Origin of the sequence: Pseudomonas fluorescens (genome assembly GCF_001648775.1) — a bacterium.
Classification (GTDB): domain Bacteria; phylum Pseudomonadota; class Gammaproteobacteria; order Pseudomonadales; family Pseudomonadaceae; genus Aquipseudomonas; species Aquipseudomonas fluorescens_M.
In genome coordinates, this window is sequence record NZ_LVEJ01000002.1 from 1 (window position 1) to 13289 (window position 13289).

Below are 13289 nucleotides of genomic sequence, written 5' to 3' on the forward strand. Positions count from 1 at the left end.
GCACGGCGCTGGTCGAGCAGACCGATCACCTCGCGCAGGTTGCGATACAACGGCTCCGGCGCGGAAATCAGCAAAGTGTTGGTGGTGGCGTCGGCCTGAATGGTCACGCCACCGGCGCTAAAGGCGACGTTCTGCTCGCTGTTCTGCGCGCCGCCACTGCCGGTTGTGCTGCCACTGCTGCCCTGCGCATAACTGCCGCCCGTGCTGCCGCTGCTGTTAGTGGTCGACGTGCTGCCGCTGCTTTGCGTCCCGCTCTGGCCGTTCTGCCCAACGCTGCCACCGGTGCTGCTGCCCATCGAACTGAGCACCGAACGTGCACTGTCACTGGTGCCGCTATCACTCTCACCGGTGAGCAAACCACGCAAGGCCTGCGCCAGTTTCGCCGCTTGCGCGTTACGCAGATAAACCACGTGCAGATTGCTCGGATTGCTCTGCGCGTTATCCAGTTTGTAGATCAGATTACGCGCCAGCTCCGTGCGCTCTGGGCTGCCGGCGCGAATGATGATGGTGTTGGAACGCGGGTCACCAATCACGGCGATTTTCTGCGTCGGATCATTGCCCGGCGCATCGAGCAGATCCGCGACCATCGGCGCAATGTCGGCAGCGATGCCGTTCTGAATCTGCACCACATCGGTGTCGATCGCACTCGGCGAATCGATGCTCGCAATCAACTGCGCTACGCGGGTCAGGTTCTCAGAGTAATCAGTGATGACGATGGTGTTGTTGCCCGGATAGGCGTTGATCGGATTGTTCGGCGAAACAATCGGCCGCAGCACCGGAATCAGGTTCACCGCGTTCTCGTATTGCAGGCGAAACGTGCGGGTGAGCATGCCGTTACCCGCCGGTTTGTCGGCACTGTAGATCGGCCCACCAAGCAGTTTCGCATCCGCCTCCGGCACCACCTGCGCCACACCGCCCACATCAACCACGCTGAAACCCTGCATGCGCAACGCCGCCAGCAACATGTCGTAAGCCTGCCGCGCCGGCACCTGCCCTTCCGAGACCAGCGTCAACGTGCCCTTGACCCGAGGATCGACCAAAAACTGCTGCCCGGTGGAACGCGACAACGCCCGCACCACCGCTTGAATATCCGCATCGACAAAATTCAGCGTCACCGGTTGATCGCCCAAAGGATTACTCGGCAACGCGATACCCGATGACGCTGAGCCGCTGCGCGCGCTCTTGCTGATGTTGTGCAATTGCTTCGGCACAGGTCGCGCCTGAGCCTGCGCGCGCTCGCGGTCGAGCACCGCGTCGCCGCTGCGCTGGGTGTTGGCCAGCGGTCGACCGAGTTCACTGTCGACCAGCAACGGCGGCTGATTCTGCGGCGTGGTGGTGTTACTGCATGCGCTCAGTGCCAACAACAGGAACGGCGCGGCCGTACGTACACAGTTGGAACCTGACCACTTCATGAAGCTTCCTTAGCGCCCTGCGCCTGATCCATGCGAACGGTTCCCGACAGAGTGCCTGCCGTATCATCGACCTTGACCTCACTTGCACGCTGCAAACGAGCCTCGACCACTTCAAGTGAAAATTGCACGGGGTGGATTAACAGCCAACTGATGACGGCATCAGCAGGTGCATCCTCGAACGTCAACTGCCAAGCGGTGCCAATTGCCTGCAACTGGTAGTGACCAAGCAGCCCGTTGCCATCGAGAGACTGCTGCAACGATCGCTCGAAGTTTTGCCCAATGGGCGCTGTCGCCACCTCGCGCAACAACAGATCCAGCGCTTCGGCCTGGCCACGCAACTTCGGCGTTTCGGTCTGCCAATGTTCAATCTTTTTCAGCGGTGGCTGGATGAGCAGCAGCCAGACCAGCACGCCCCCCAACATCAATGCGGTGCCCGCGACCAGGCGTTTTTCGCGCAAGCTCAGCAGCGCCCAATGCCGATGAATCTGTGCTCGCAGCAGCAGCCAGCGAGCCCGATAGTTCGCCAGTGGATTATTCATCGTCGCTGTCCATGACGGCATCGTCCTCAACCGCTGCCGGCTCAACCTGCGGGCTGAAAATCCACACGTTGTCTTCGCGTCTGGCGACCAACCCTGCCTGCGTCAGCGCCCCCGGCAATGCGCCATCGGCGGGTGTCTGCGCAGTGTCGGCGGCCAACTCCAACTGCAAACGTCCCTGCTCATAGGTCATGCGCTGGACGCTGCCCGCCATAAACGGCAGCGCGCTCGCGGCGTGTTGCACCAGGTAGGCGAACCCATGATTCGCGTCGGCCGCCACCCCATTCTGCCGAGCCGCCAGTTGCTGGCGAGCCTGCTGCAACGGATTGAGAATCACCGGTAACTCTGGAAAAGCCTGCTTCACCCGCTGGCTCATTTGCGCCTTGAGCTGCTCGCCCTGGGTCACTTCACGGGCCGCGTAAAGATTCAGCCCCGACACCCAGATCGCAATCGCCAAGGCACAACAGAAGACGGCCTTGCCCCAACCGCGAGCGGGGCCGGCAGCCTTGCCGATGCCTGCATGCAACCCCCATCCCGGCGCAACGCCACACCAGCGCTGCTCCGCAGGTTGTGGTTCGACGACTGTTGCAGGAGCATCCGCGCCGATCCACTGCAAGCCGCGACCACTGGTGACGAGTTCATCCAGACGCTCCTGCGCCAACGGTTCTACCGAAGCCTGCGTGCGGCTGAAGCGCAGCAACAATTGCCCGTCCAACACGCAGGCGCTGACCTGCCCCTGCGTGGGCACCGGCAAAGCATAAGGCGCCGGGTAAAGGCCTCGCAGCTTCAATCGGTGCTGAGTCAATAACTGCCCGAAACGATCCAGAGATGCCTGCGCGAGCCAGGCCAGCGACACTTGTCCTGAGACCTCACGAGCACTGTGTGCAACGTACATCTGTTCGGTGCCCCCCAGAATCAGCGCCTGCGCGGCACACTTCACCGCCGCATCGATCTTCACCGGCGTCAGCGGTGGCAACTGCAAACTGGTGAGTACGCTGTCCGCCGGATGCAGAAAAAACTCAAGGGGCTGTAACGGCCACTCCTGTTCAATCAGCAACAGCGTACTGACACCGGTCTGACTGACCTGGTCGTGCCGATCCAGGCGCGCAAATTCAACCTCAGAGTCTGAGGTCAAACCCGCCAGCGGCGGCAAGCCGACTCGTAGGCGAGTCATACGCCGAGCCTCGACCAGACCACTTTCGGCATATCGTCGGCAGGTCGATGCAGCAACGCATCCAGGCTGACGCGGCGCTGGTCACGACGCGCGTGTCCGCGCAGCAGAAACCAATCGCTGCTGATGCCGACGTTCAGTCCGTCGACGGTCAGATGCGGCAAGTGCAGACGGTTGACGAAGTCCCCGCGATTGATGAACCACTGGCCACGATCGCGCTCTCCCACCACGGCCCTGGCCTGCGCGAGCGATAAACCCGGTACCACCGCCACCAATACCTCGGCGCTGGCAGTATTACCGTTGACCCAGGTCTTGGCCGGAATCAGGCTGACATACTGATTCAAGCGACCAAGCAGATCCTCGTTCATGCCTTCGAGGCCACGTAAATCATCAAGGCTGCGCAACATCGGCTGAGTGGCCGGCAAGGGCCTTCGACGCGCACTCGGTGACGTCGCACGGACGCCGTCGAAACCCGTCTGCGCCATACTCTGCCCGGCGGCTTGCAGGTCGGGCATTCTCGGGTAGGAGGCAATGACGCGCTGGCTGATGCGCTGGCTGAGGGCAGCATCGATTCCGATCATTTCGCAGAGGCGTTCGAAGCTGCGCAACTGTCCGCCATCGACGCGCTCATTGCTGAGTAAATTGCGCAAATTGAACTTGCCCTGCTGATCCTCGATGCGCCCCTCGAAACCGCCCCCCGGCGAACTCAACAAATGGCTTTTGACAGGCTGCGCCCAAGGTTGATCGAGCCGGGTCAGCGCGTCCTGTTGACGCGTGTTCCTGAGCAGTTGCCGACTGAGCTCCAGCCCCCCCAACAGCGCGGCAGCGCCCTGCACTCGGGACTGTTCCGCTTCAAGAGAACGGGTAAAGACGCTCTGCCGGGTGAGCATGCCCGCGGCAATCACCGCAACCACGGCGGCAATCAGCAAGGCGCTGATAATGGCCATGCCGCGCTGTTTCTGCGCCTGTGGCGAGGATGATTTCATGGCCGCTCTCAGAGCTGCCAGGAACCAATATCGGCATTGACACCGTCGCCGTCGGGTTGGCCGTCGGCGCCGAGCGAGAAGATGTCGATCTCACCGTTCGCGCCAGGATTCAGATAGTTGTAAGGACGACCCCACGGGTCGTTGGGCAAGCGCTCCAGATAAGAGCGCCAGTTGCTGTTCTTCGCATCCGCCGGGCGCTCCACCAGCACTTTCAAGCCCTGATTCAGGGTCGGATAAGTGCCGTGGTCGAGGCGGTAAAGTTTGAGCGCCTGCATCAGACCGGCGATGTCTTGTTTCGCCGCAGTGGCTCGGGCCTGATCAGGTCGGTCGAGCACCTTGGGCACGACCATCGCAGCCAGAATGCCGAGGATGACAACCACCACCATGATTTCGATCAGGGTAAAACCCTGCTGGCCTCGACGGCCTGCGGACTGAGATTTGACGCGCGCGAAATCCATTTCAACCTTCCTTGGCATGATTACATTCGGCGCGCAGTGTAACAAAAGCCAGTCATCGTACAACAATCATTAACGCACTGTTTTTCTGCACATTCGCCAAAGGACGGGTGTTATTCTGCGGGCCGGTTTCAACCGCAGAGACAAGCATGGAAGCGTTGCGCAAGGAGCGAGGTTTCACCCTCATCGAGGTTCTGGTGGCCTTGGCAATCATCGCCGTGGCCATGTCTGCGGCCGTTCGCGTTGCGGGCCTGATGACCCAGAGCAATGGCCTGTTGCGCGATCGCTCGATCGCTTTGCTGGCGGCGCAGACCCGGCTCGCCGAACTGCGTATGGAAGATGACTTTGCCCCGGGGCTGAAAACCTTCGAGTGTGATCAAGGTCGCCTGCAACTGCGCTGTGATCAACGCGTGACGCCGAGCACCGACGGACGACTAATGCGCGTGACGCTGCTGGTTTCGGATCGCGAACGTCAGGCGCCACCCCTTGCGCGACTCGAAACCTTACTCGGCCGGCCGCAGGAAAAGCGCCAATGACGCTGCTCAGGGTCGAGTCAACCGAGGCAGCGATGGGGAGTCTGGCAGCGTGCTGACTTTTAATCGGCTCTGTTCTGCGCCACGCTCAATGACCACCGCATCCTGTTCAATGGCTATCACGTGCACACCCAGGGCCAAGCGATCACCCACCAGAAAACTGCGCGGCGGACCGTCGTTGAGACTTAGAATTGCCACCGCGGCGTGCGCCCCTGCCAGCACTCCGGAAACCTTGATATCCAACGGTGCCGGCTGGTTGGAAAACCACTGCAAAGCCGCTGTCTCGGCGCGCGTCGGCAACACTTGGGGGTCCACCGCCGGAACGTGGGATTGTGCCGGCGTCAGCAACAGCGCAGACCAGAACAGTCCCCCTGCCAGTGCAGCGATCAGCGCCGCCGATTGCACAAGCTGCGTTGCGGATAAGCGAAAAGTAAATGCCAAGACCCAACCTCCCTGTTGTCCTGCGTCGCAGTCTACAGGACAACATTCGCTTTTCTATCCGGATTGAAGGTTCGAATCCGCCAGCATGGATTCACAACGAAGGAACGTTGCGGTATGACCAAGGACAGACAAACGGGCTTCACCCTCATCGAATTGATGGTGGTGTTGATCATCATCGGTATTGCCAGCGCCGCCGTCAGCCTGAGTATTAAGCCTGACCCGGCGCAACTGCTGCGCAAGGACGCCAATCGCTTGATCCAGTTGCTGCAAATCGCCCATGCCGAAGCCCTGGCCGATGGACGCCCGATCACTTGGCTGGCGGACAAAAACGGCTTTCGTTTCAGTCGTCGCAATGAACCAGGCCCAGGCTTCGATCACTTTCTCGCCGATCCGCAACTGCGCCCTCGTCACTGGGAAACGCCATCGCTGAAGGTGCGAGTGACACCCAGGCAGCCGCTGATACTGAACGCCGAGTGGTTCGATTCACCCGTGCAACTGCAACTCTCGGACGGCCAGAACACGCTCACCGTGCAACGCACAGCCACGGGCAAATTGACCTTGGCCAGCCAGCCATGAATAACCGGCAAGAGGGTTTTACCCTGATCGAAGTGATGGTCGCGATCCTGCTCATGGCGATCGTCAGCCTGATTGCCTGGCGCGGTCTGGACAGCGTGACCCGCGCCGACACGCACCTGCAGGCGAGCACCGAACACACCGAAGCACTGCTGCGCACGCTGCATCAACTGGAACGAGATATCGCCTTGCGCGCCAGCATCGAACTGCGCGAACCACAGTTGAATGACAACGATGCCGAACGATCCGGGCAGCCAGCGGCAATCAGCGTGCGTAGCGCCGACGACCAGCGCTTTCGTCTTGACGTGATCCGCAGTGCAGCCACCTCGCAGAACGGCTTGCAGCGCGTGCGCTGGTGGTTGAAAGATCAAACCCTGTACCGCGCCGCCGCCACGCCACGTGATCGCTACCCGCTGCCCGCGCCGAAACAGGCAGTGGCGGTGCTCGACGGCATCAGCGACCTGCAAGTGCGCGTCTGGGAACCCGATATGGGTTGGCGCCAGCTCAGCGGCAACCGCAAAGAAAACCCACAAGGCCTGGAAATCCGCCTGACCCGGCAGACGCCTCAAGGCGAAGAACACTACCGCCAGGTCTTGGGTCCACTGGATTAGTCTCTGGGCAATATTGCGTATTGCCCTGACACGCACAGCAACTGTAACGTCGAACGTCAGTTACCGAGGAAATCTCATTGCACGACTCTAAACTTCTCGAAGATCTACGCGCTCGCTTCAACGCTGGAGAGCCTCTGGATTTCACTTTTTTCTGGGGACACCAGCGAAGAAAAGACGCCGTCACGGCTTCGTGCTTCAGCCAGTGGTACGAAGCCGAATTCGTTGTCGAGGGGCAACGCTACCCGACAGCCGAACACTTCATGATGGCCGAGAAGGCAGCATTGTTCGACGATCAGGAAATTCGTGCACAAGTACTCCAGGCCCCGACCCCGAACGCCGCCAAAGCCCTCGGCCGCAAGGTGCACGGGTTCAATGACCAACGCTGGTTGCAACACCGATACGACATCGTCGTCCGGGCAAACCAAGCCAAGTTCTCCCAAAACCCGAAGCTGGACGAATTCCTGATGCGCACTGGATCTCGGATCATTGTCGAAGCGAGCCCGGTTGATGACATTTGGGGAATTGGGCTCGCGCAGGATCACGCAGATGTGAACGATCCGAATCTGTGGAAAGGCCTGAATCTTCTGGGGTTTGCACTGATGCAGGTTCGGGACGGCAGGGTTGGATTGTCCTGAGTTTTATCGGCGGTGGCGTCAGAAACGAAAAAGCCTTGGCGTGTGCCAAGGCTTCTCTAAGGGAGTTTTACACCGCTTTGGGTAGCACTACCTGCCAGTTAGAAATTGCAGGTGTATTGATATTCGAAGGGGAAAAATACGGTATCGACCACCAATGAAAATGGCGCGTCGATCAATAAAAAGGGAATCAACTTGCCTTTGGATGTACCGACCAACGTATAGCCCTACGCCGACTACCGAGGCCGATCGTAAGGACAACGAGAGATCTCAACCAGATAGGAATTGGCGAGATGCATGAAGCACGCAGGCGAGGATGCAGATCTGATGGACTTTATTGATTTCGTGGGAAACCTTTGCAGCGCATTCAGTAACTATCAAGGCTATGAAAAGCCTCGCCGGGTGTTTACCCAAGGATTCGTTGCGTTCTGCATATTTGTGGCTGTGTTTGAGCTGATTGCGCTGAACCTTTACTACGCATAGTCGGGATTGAATTTGAAGGATTCAGCAAAGATCGCTTAGCCGGAGCGAATCCGGATCTTATTAAGAAACTACCGTGTAGTTTCGCGCGGGTACAAAAAAACCGATCCATCTGATCGGCTTAAGTGTTTGATTTTAATCAGTAATTATGGTCGGGACGGAGTGACTCGAACACTCGACCCCTAGCACCCCATGCTGGGGACTGTAGAGCTGTAACTCATTGTTCTGTATGGACAAATGCTTGTTTCAAGTGTAGCAAAACAACCGTCTTTTTGTGCTTATGCAAACGAAAACACGCGGCCTACAGAGGGGGTTTTGCGCACTAACCGTGATCATATTAGCTGTGCCTGATACCTTAAGCAGTAGCCAATTAACAGCAGGATGCTTACCCATGAATAGGCAGGTTGTTTCCCGTCGAATGCTACTACTTCTCGCCATGGGCATGGTGAGTGAAGCAGCCTTTGCGAGAGGTGGCGGCCGGGGCGGTCGAGGTGGACGTGGAGGCGGTGCGGGAGGATTTGGAGTTCTCTTATTTATTGGCGGAGTCTTTGGCTGCTTTTGGCTCTACGGCAAAATATTCGGGCGGAAAAACAACCCTCCTCCGCCCGATTCCGGACCAACTCCCCGAACGGCCACGCCGCCATTGCAGGTAAACAAGGTAACGCCGGAAAAGCCCGCCACCGCTGAATGGGAAAAGTTGGGGCTGTGCCCTTCATGTGGGAGCGCCATGACGACCCGCACAGCAAAAAGAGGCCGGTACGCTGGCCGCGCATTTTATGGCTGCACAGCATATCCCCATTGCACCGGCACACGAAAAAAGCCGCTCCCTGGCTGATCAGGCACCCACCATGTCAAGGTGACTTCGGAATAAACGTAAGCTACTGATATAAATAGAAAACAACCTTAAATCGACAGGGTAAAAAATCGGCATTACCTGCTATAAAAATCAACAACTTAGCGCTGTATTTTCCTACAGTGGTTTGCCCTCCTACGGCGTCCTGCCGACAGAACATCAATTCAAAATCCTACAGCTCGTCGCCTCACCCTCGCCCGATCAATGAGCCTCGATTACTGTATATCCGAACAGTAACCAGCGAGGCGTTTTCCGTGGACCCCTCCGATATCGAAAATACCGACGACTGGCTCGGCTGCCCGACGCCGCTCGAAACCTGCCGTCACCAGTCGGCCCTCTACGAAAATGAGTTAGAGGAACTGAACCTTCAGCTGCAACAGTCCAGGGAGCGGATATTCCAGCTGGTTGAGATGCACGCTGCCGCGTCCGCCGCGTGCGAAACGCTCCGCTCTCAATTGAGCATTGCGAAGTCAGAAGCATTGGATGCCAGCCGGCGAGCTACCGATATCGAGACCAAAAGCAACAGGGAGTTGGCCACCCTGGGCGAGCTCGCAGCCGACTACATGTTCCTGTTCAACGACGTTCAGCAGTTGGTGATGAAAGCGAACGACGACCTGGTCGCGCTGATCAAGGTGCGGATCTCGGAACACCAGAAAGCGGAGGAGCAGAAAGCCGAAGCGCAGCGTGAGCAGATCCGTCAGGAGGAGCTGAAGCGAATCGCGGACGAGGCGAAAGCCAACGCACCGGTTGAGCCTGCACCAGTCACCAACCCGGCACCGGTGAAAGCCGCTGCGCCGGTTCAGTCTGCGTCGAAGCCAGCGACCACAACCGCGGCGCCGGTGAACCTTCAAGCTGAGGTGTTCGATCTGGAAGCACTGATCCATGCCGTCGCAGGCGGTCATGCTCCAATTTCGGTTCTGACCGTGGACTGGGAGAAGCTCGACGCAATGGTCGCGGCCCAAGGCGACAAGTTCAGAATGGCCGGCGTGAGGCTGGTGAAGGAAGCAGCGTGAGACGAAACATCAACCGGGCGGCCACGCGCCGCCGACAGACCTGGCTGGACTTGCCGGCCAGCGGAATTGAAGAGGTAGGCCATGGCCGAAGAACAGGAGCTGACGATGGTAGAGCCGCAGCTGACAGCGGAAGCCATCGAGCAGCGCAAGAAGCGCGAGAAAGCAGCAGCGAAGGACGCTGTATTGGGCATCGAGAAGTTTACGGTTGAGGTCGCCGGCGTGTTCAAGCCCGACCTCAAGCGGGTCATGGTCGCCCACGGCTTCAACAACCAGCAGGAGGTGTATCAGAACCTGCTGCGGAATCTGATCGCCGCCGACTTCGAAACTCAGGCCCAGATGCTCAAGTGTGTCACGACACCTTTTGTAGTTTCTGAAAAGGTGTCGCTACTTATCGAAGCCGCCGGCATGAAGTCGCTGGCCGACGATCCGCCAGAGCCTGACGACGAAATTGTCAGCCACGGTAAAATATATTAATAAACTGCTTAAGCAATGCGGTTAAAATACTTAGACCTTCCTAATATCAACCTTTAGGTCCCCTGCAATTTTCGCAAGAATACTTAAATCCACTTTGCTAGAGCCACTTACTGTCATTGTGTACTCTCTTACGCCATCGTTAGACATTATCGCAGTCCAATGGGCGAAATATCCGTAAACTGATATTGCCTCACAAAACTGCTTCACCATTTCTTCCGACGCTTTCATTTTAAAACTTAGCGCGTTATTTTCGATTGGTGCAGGCTGATCAAAGTGCCGCTCATTTGTCAACCCGCGCAAAAGCCCCTCAATCCCATCAAGGCGCTCGATAAGTATCGTTTTTGCGTCAGTTTGATCTAATGATTCTAGCAGTGCTCGATTTTGCCGCACTCTCAAACCAGGGTTATCTTGTTCAGCTTTTTCGACGGACGCCTCAATTGCTTTGCGAAGTAATGGATTGAGCTCGACCACACCGCGCATATCATTCGTATAAACAACCGTTCTTTCATCGGCTATGTCGAATGGTAGTTTTGTTCCAAACTCCGCGATTGCTACTACAGGCTTTCCGGAGCAGTGCCTAACCGCCAGTTCATACATCACGTTTGGATTGAGCTCTGACAAGTTAGCTACGACCAAGTCATCCTCAAGGATGTGCTCGATAACTTGGCGGGTGATTGAGCCGGTTATTGAGATTTCGTGTGCCACATGCGTCTCATATCCCAAGTCAGTCAGAAGAGGTTTAAGACCGAACTAATAAGTCCATCTGCAGCCCTTCGAGTCGATGAGTCCGCGCCACCTATTGGTGTGACTATGAACGCTTTTTTCTTAAGTGCATCACTGCTGATGCTTGTGTTTTCCGTCGCAGGGTTGTCCGCTTTTTCTAATTTCGACATTGTTTTTCCTAACGGCTCCAAGCCGATTGAGAATCAGACCCTATTTCACACCAAATTGCCACCACCGGTCACGGAGGGCTGCGCCCTAGCCAATGTCTCGGTCTACCCAATGCTTGGCGAGCCAGCTTGGAATCAACAGCGTTCGGGATGCATTAATTTTCTTGTCGGCATCTGGCAACTGAGCGATTTCAACACCGAAGTAAACCATCCAGCTTCCATCTGCCTGCATTTCGACAGCCGTTACGTACGTCCCGACCTCTGCTTCGGTCAGACCGCTTTGCTCTGCGATCAATTTGTTGGAAGGTTTTCCGTCCATCTCAAGCTCCTTGGTCCGGCTTCATGCCGGGCCGAACACAAATAACGCAACGATCGGCAATACGCCAGCTCAGACAAAGCTCGGCGACTCGACGACTCGGTGCGCCGACTCCATGTAGCCGGCCAGGTCGCTCACCTCCCGAAGGAACACGACCACCTCCAGCTTCACTGCATCGTCCGGCAGCCCTATCCGTTTCAGCATTGCCTTGGCGTCCTTTTCGATCGCTTCCAGCGCATCTACATCGCTCAGCAACCTCATTTCGGCCTCCTGCCTATTTGAGCTGAGGGATACATACACTATTTATGGATTCTCCGGCCAGAGGAATCGAAGAGTTAGGCCATGACCAAGAGCGATGCGGAACGGTACTAGAAGGCCGCGGTCAGGAAGAGTTGCGAATGCGTGCGCTGGCTGGCACTAGGCAAGTGCTGGCCGACTTGAAGGGCGCCAGATGGATGAACAGGGCGAAGCGATGATACTCGCCCTGCATCACCTACATGCTCTTGGAGCTGCTGGATCCGCGCCACGAAATCAACGTATCTAAAATCGTTGCGCTGGAGTTTCACCGCAATAGCCTACTAATGATTTAACAACACCCGGGCGACGAGATACTCTCTCCAATAATCATTTTTCATGCCAATAACAACGCCCTCCCTCCTCTTCTGCCCTGAGCTTAGCTGCGTCATTGATGGCTTTTTTTCCTAACCTCTCAGACTCTTCGTCCGATCGATAAATCACCAGGAAAGCGCCAACTCGAGTGCAGATTGAATGGTAAGCGAATGCGTCCTCCTCACCAACTTCAACGTTTAGGTGCCTGCAATAGGCTTTGAGTCCATGCTCGCCAACCTGTAAAGGGGCGGTTGATTGAACGCACGTAATGAAACCCACGTCTTCAATTTGCTCTAGGTGAATAAAGACTTTAGCCGCGGGCACCACAGCAATACCGTCCATAACAAAATCAACCACAGAAACTTTCCTTTTTTATTTACCAATCTTTATGAATACCCCACTTCAACGAATCACGCCAGCCGGCGAGGTAATCGGCTGTCTGGAGCAATTATGAATCCCTACCTGATCACCGGCCCGGCCCAGATCGGCATCAGTGGTGGTCGCACAAGCGGGCACATGGTCTAAAAGATCCTCGAAGCACACGACGGGACGCTCCCGCCTGATGTGCACCTGTTCTTCCAGAACACCGGCAAAGAGCGCGAGGAAACGCTGGTCTTCATCGACCAAATGGCGAAGCGCTGGAACGTCATCATCGTCTGGATGGAGTGGTGCCGCGTTTATGGTCAACCCGACGACGCACCCTGGTACAAGCTGGTGGACTTCGAAACAGCCAGCCGCAACGGCGAGCCATTCACCCTGATGCTTGAGTATTACGCGGCTTACCGGAAGGCGGAGAAGAGCCTGCCGCCGGTGCTGCCGAACTTCTCCAACAACATGTGCACCGCCTACCTAGAGGTGAAGATCGGCGAGAAAAACATGCGCGCCTTGGGCTACACCGAGTGGGATTGCGTGGTTGGCATCCAGTACGACGAACCGAAGCGTTAACACAGAATGATGGCCGCCAATGACAGGGGCGGCACCCGCTGGGACAACGTCTGTCCGCCATATACGGCCGGCATAACGAAGGAAAATGTCGCTGAGTTCTGGAATGCTCAGCCCTTCGATCTGGGAATGGATTCAGACTTCGGCAACTGCGACCTGTGCTGGAAGAAGAACGAAGGCAAGCTGATCAAAACCATCATGGATGACCCGTCGCGGGTAATCTGGTGGTCAGGCACTGAGGAGCGATTCGGCCAAGTGTTCCGGCAGGATCGCGCTGAATTACAAAACGATGGGCTGGTCTGCCGAGCAACGATCCCGGCAGACTGACTTCGACTTTGAATATCTGGCTGAAGATATTGACT

Annotated in this window: 20 protein-coding genes and 1 pseudogene; 11 read left to right on the forward strand and 10 right to left on the reverse strand. The window is 57.1% G+C overall.

The annotated features are described in order from the left end of the window. The 5 genes from A8O26_RS02750 to gspG all read right to left on the reverse strand — a co-directional run. The coding region (locus tag A8O26_RS02750; protein ID WP_301336267.1) for a secretin N-terminal domain-containing protein at positions 1-1412 on the reverse strand (1412 nt) is incomplete at its 3' end. Next, positions 1409-1951 (reverse strand): type II secretion system protein GspM, encoded by a 543-nt coding sequence (gene gspM / locus A8O26_RS02755; RefSeq protein WP_064116659.1) that lies wholly within the window; start codon positions 1949-1951, stop codon positions 1409-1411. The genes gspM and A8O26_RS02750, both read right to left, overlap by 4 nt. Beyond that, entirely contained in the window at positions 1944-3122 is a 1179-nt protein-coding gene (gene gspL, locus A8O26_RS02760) for a type II secretion system protein GspL (RefSeq protein WP_064116660.1), read from the reverse strand. Before gspL ends, gspM begins: the two co-directional genes overlap by 8 nt. Further along, positions 3119-4105, reverse strand: coding sequence for a type II secretion system minor pseudopilin GspK (gene gspK, locus A8O26_RS02765; RefSeq protein ID WP_064116661.1), 987 nt, complete (start codon positions 4103-4105; stop codon positions 3119-3121). The genes gspL and gspK overlap by 4 nt, the downstream gene beginning before the upstream one ends. 8 nt (positions 4106-4113) lie before the next feature. Beyond that, positions 4114-4563, reverse strand: a complete 450-nt coding sequence (gene gspG / locus A8O26_RS02770) for a type II secretion system major pseudopilin GspG (RefSeq protein WP_016984958.1) — start codon at positions 4561-4563, stop codon at positions 4114-4116. A 146-nt stretch (positions 4564-4709) separates the two neighbouring features. On the opposite strand from gspG, the gene gspI reads away from it, so the two are divergent. Continuing rightward, a complete protein-coding gene (gspI, locus tag A8O26_RS02775) occupies positions 4710-5096 on the forward strand; it encodes a type II secretion system minor pseudopilin GspI (RefSeq protein WP_064116662.1) in 387 nt (128 codons plus the stop codon). 6 nt (positions 5097-5102) lie between these two features. Here gspI and A8O26_RS02780 read toward each other — a convergent pair whose 3' ends face one another. After that, positions 5103-5534 carry a hypothetical protein gene (locus A8O26_RS02780; protein WP_064116663.1) on the reverse strand — a complete coding sequence of 144 codons (432 nt, stop codon included), beginning with the start codon at positions 5532-5534 and terminating at the stop codon, positions 5103-5105. 114 nt (positions 5535-5648) lie between these two features. Between A8O26_RS02780 and A8O26_RS02785 the strand changes: the two genes are divergently transcribed. The 3 genes from A8O26_RS02785 (at position 5649) to A8O26_RS02795 (ending at position 7353) form a co-directional block, all read left to right on the forward strand. Continuing rightward, complete coding sequence (locus tag A8O26_RS02785; protein ID WP_064116664.1) at positions 5649-6110, forward strand: GspH/FimT family pseudopilin; 462 nt, start codon at positions 5649-5651, stop codon at positions 6108-6110. Beyond that, a complete protein-coding gene (locus A8O26_RS02790) occupies positions 6107-6718 on the forward strand; it encodes a PulJ/GspJ family protein (RefSeq protein ID WP_064116665.1) in 612 nt (203 codons plus the stop codon). Before A8O26_RS02785 ends, A8O26_RS02790 begins: the two co-directional genes overlap by 4 nt. Positions 6719-6795: 77 nt before the next feature. Continuing rightward, a complete protein-coding gene (locus A8O26_RS02795; protein ID WP_064116666.1) occupies positions 6796-7353 on the forward strand; it encodes an NADAR family protein in 558 nt (185 codons plus the stop codon). A 98-nt stretch (positions 7354-7451) separates the two neighbouring features. Here the strand turns inward: A8O26_RS02795 and A8O26_RS30415 are convergent. After that, positions 7452-7568, reverse strand: a pseudogene (locus A8O26_RS30415) (YceK/YidQ family lipoprotein); the annotation flags it as partial. A 79-nt stretch (positions 7569-7647) separates the two neighbouring features. Between A8O26_RS30415 and A8O26_RS02800 the strand changes: the two are divergent. From A8O26_RS02800 to A8O26_RS02810, 4 genes are all read left to right on the forward strand, one after another. Further along, entirely contained in the window at positions 7648-7833 is a 186-nt protein-coding gene (locus A8O26_RS02800) for a hypothetical protein (protein WP_064116667.1), read from the forward strand. Between the two features lie 439 nt (positions 7834-8272). Further along, positions 8273-8665, forward strand: coding sequence for a topoisomerase DNA-binding C4 zinc finger domain-containing protein (locus A8O26_RS30490; RefSeq protein ID WP_367600701.1), 393 nt, complete (start codon positions 8273-8275; stop codon positions 8663-8665). A 272-nt stretch (positions 8666-8937) separates the two neighbouring features. Continuing rightward, positions 8938-9696, forward strand: a complete 759-nt coding sequence (locus tag A8O26_RS30540) for a hypothetical protein (protein ID WP_064116668.1) — start codon at positions 8938-8940, stop codon at positions 9694-9696. Positions 9697-9777: 81 nt separating this feature from the next. Then, entirely contained in the window at positions 9778-10170 is a 393-nt protein-coding gene (locus A8O26_RS02810; protein WP_064116669.1) for a hypothetical protein, read from the forward strand. A 30-nt stretch (positions 10171-10200) separates the two neighbouring features. Here A8O26_RS02810 and A8O26_RS02815 read toward each other — a convergent pair whose 3' ends face one another. After that, positions 10201-10875, reverse strand: coding sequence for a hypothetical protein (locus tag A8O26_RS02815; RefSeq protein ID WP_064116670.1), 675 nt, complete (start codon positions 10873-10875; stop codon positions 10201-10203). A 105-nt stretch (positions 10876-10980) separates the two neighbouring features. Between A8O26_RS02815 and A8O26_RS29720 the strand changes: the two genes are divergently transcribed. After that, positions 10981-11424, forward strand: coding sequence for a hypothetical protein (locus A8O26_RS29720; RefSeq protein WP_155740631.1), 444 nt, complete (start codon positions 10981-10983; stop codon positions 11422-11424). A 24-nt stretch (positions 11425-11448) separates the two neighbouring features. Here the strand turns inward: A8O26_RS29720 and A8O26_RS02825 are convergent, their stop codons facing one another. After that, a complete protein-coding gene (locus A8O26_RS02825; RefSeq protein WP_064116672.1) occupies positions 11449-11637 on the reverse strand; it encodes a hypothetical protein in 189 nt (62 codons plus the stop codon). A gap of 363 nt (positions 11638-12000) precedes the next feature. After that, entirely contained in the window at positions 12001-12342 is a 342-nt protein-coding gene (locus A8O26_RS02830; RefSeq protein ID WP_064116673.1) for a hypothetical protein, read from the reverse strand. A gap of 207 nt (positions 12343-12549) precedes the next feature. Here A8O26_RS02830 and A8O26_RS30125 point away from each other — a divergent pair, with 207 nt between their 5' ends. Both A8O26_RS30125 and A8O26_RS30130 read left to right on the forward strand, forming a co-directional pair. Then, the gene (locus A8O26_RS30125; RefSeq protein ID WP_253756649.1) at positions 12550-12930 is read left to right on the forward strand and encodes a hypothetical protein; all 381 of its coding nucleotides are present in this window, start codon (positions 12550-12552) and stop codon (positions 12928-12930) included. Positions 12931-12936: 6 nt separating this feature from the next. Further along, entirely contained in the window at positions 12937-13254 is a 318-nt protein-coding gene (locus tag A8O26_RS30130; protein WP_253756652.1) for a hypothetical protein, read from the forward strand. Positions 13255-13289: the final 35 nt, after the last annotated feature.

Bases quoted from the DNA above. Each gene is read 5' to 3' on its own strand.
- gspM (WP_064116659.1), bottom strand. From the start codon at position 1,951: ATGAATAATCCACTGGCGAACTATCGGGCTCGCTGGCTGCTGCTGCGA.
- gspL (WP_064116660.1), bottom strand. From the start codon at position 3,122: ATGACTCGCCTACGAGTCGGCTTGCCGCCGCTGGCGGGTTTGACCTCA.
- gspK (WP_064116661.1), bottom strand. From the start codon at position 4,105: ATGAAATCATCCTCGCCACAGGCGCAGAAACAGCGCGGCATGGCCATT.
- gspG (WP_016984958.1), bottom strand. From the start codon at position 4,563: ATGGATTTCGCGCGCGTCAAATCTCAGTCCGCAGGCCGTCGAGGCCAG.
- gspI (WP_064116662.1), top strand. From the start codon at position 4,710: ATGGAAGCGTTGCGCAAGGAGCGAGGTTTCACCCTCATCGAGGTTCTG.
- A8O26_RS02785 (WP_064116664.1), top strand. From the start codon at position 5,649: ATGACCAAGGACAGACAAACGGGCTTCACCCTCATCGAATTGATGGTG.
- A8O26_RS02790 (WP_064116665.1), top strand. From the start codon at position 6,107: ATGAATAACCGGCAAGAGGGTTTTACCCTGATCGAAGTGATGGTCGCG.
- A8O26_RS02800 (WP_064116667.1), top strand. From the start codon at position 7,648: ATGAAGCACGCAGGCGAGGATGCAGATCTGATGGACTTTATTGATTTC.
- A8O26_RS30490 (WP_367600701.1), top strand. From the start codon at position 8,273: ATGGTGAGTGAAGCAGCCTTTGCGAGAGGTGGCGGCCGGGGCGGTCGA.
- A8O26_RS02810 (WP_064116669.1), top strand. From the start codon at position 9,778: ATGGCCGAAGAACAGGAGCTGACGATGGTAGAGCCGCAGCTGACAGCG.
- A8O26_RS29720 (WP_155740631.1), top strand. From the start codon at position 10,981: ATGAACGCTTTTTTCTTAAGTGCATCACTGCTGATGCTTGTGTTTTCC.
- A8O26_RS02825 (WP_064116672.1), bottom strand. From the start codon at position 11,637: ATGAGGTTGCTGAGCGATGTAGATGCGCTGGAAGCGATCGAAAAGGAC.
- A8O26_RS30130 (WP_253756652.1), top strand. From the start codon at position 12,937: ATGATGGCCGCCAATGACAGGGGCGGCACCCGCTGGGACAACGTCTGT.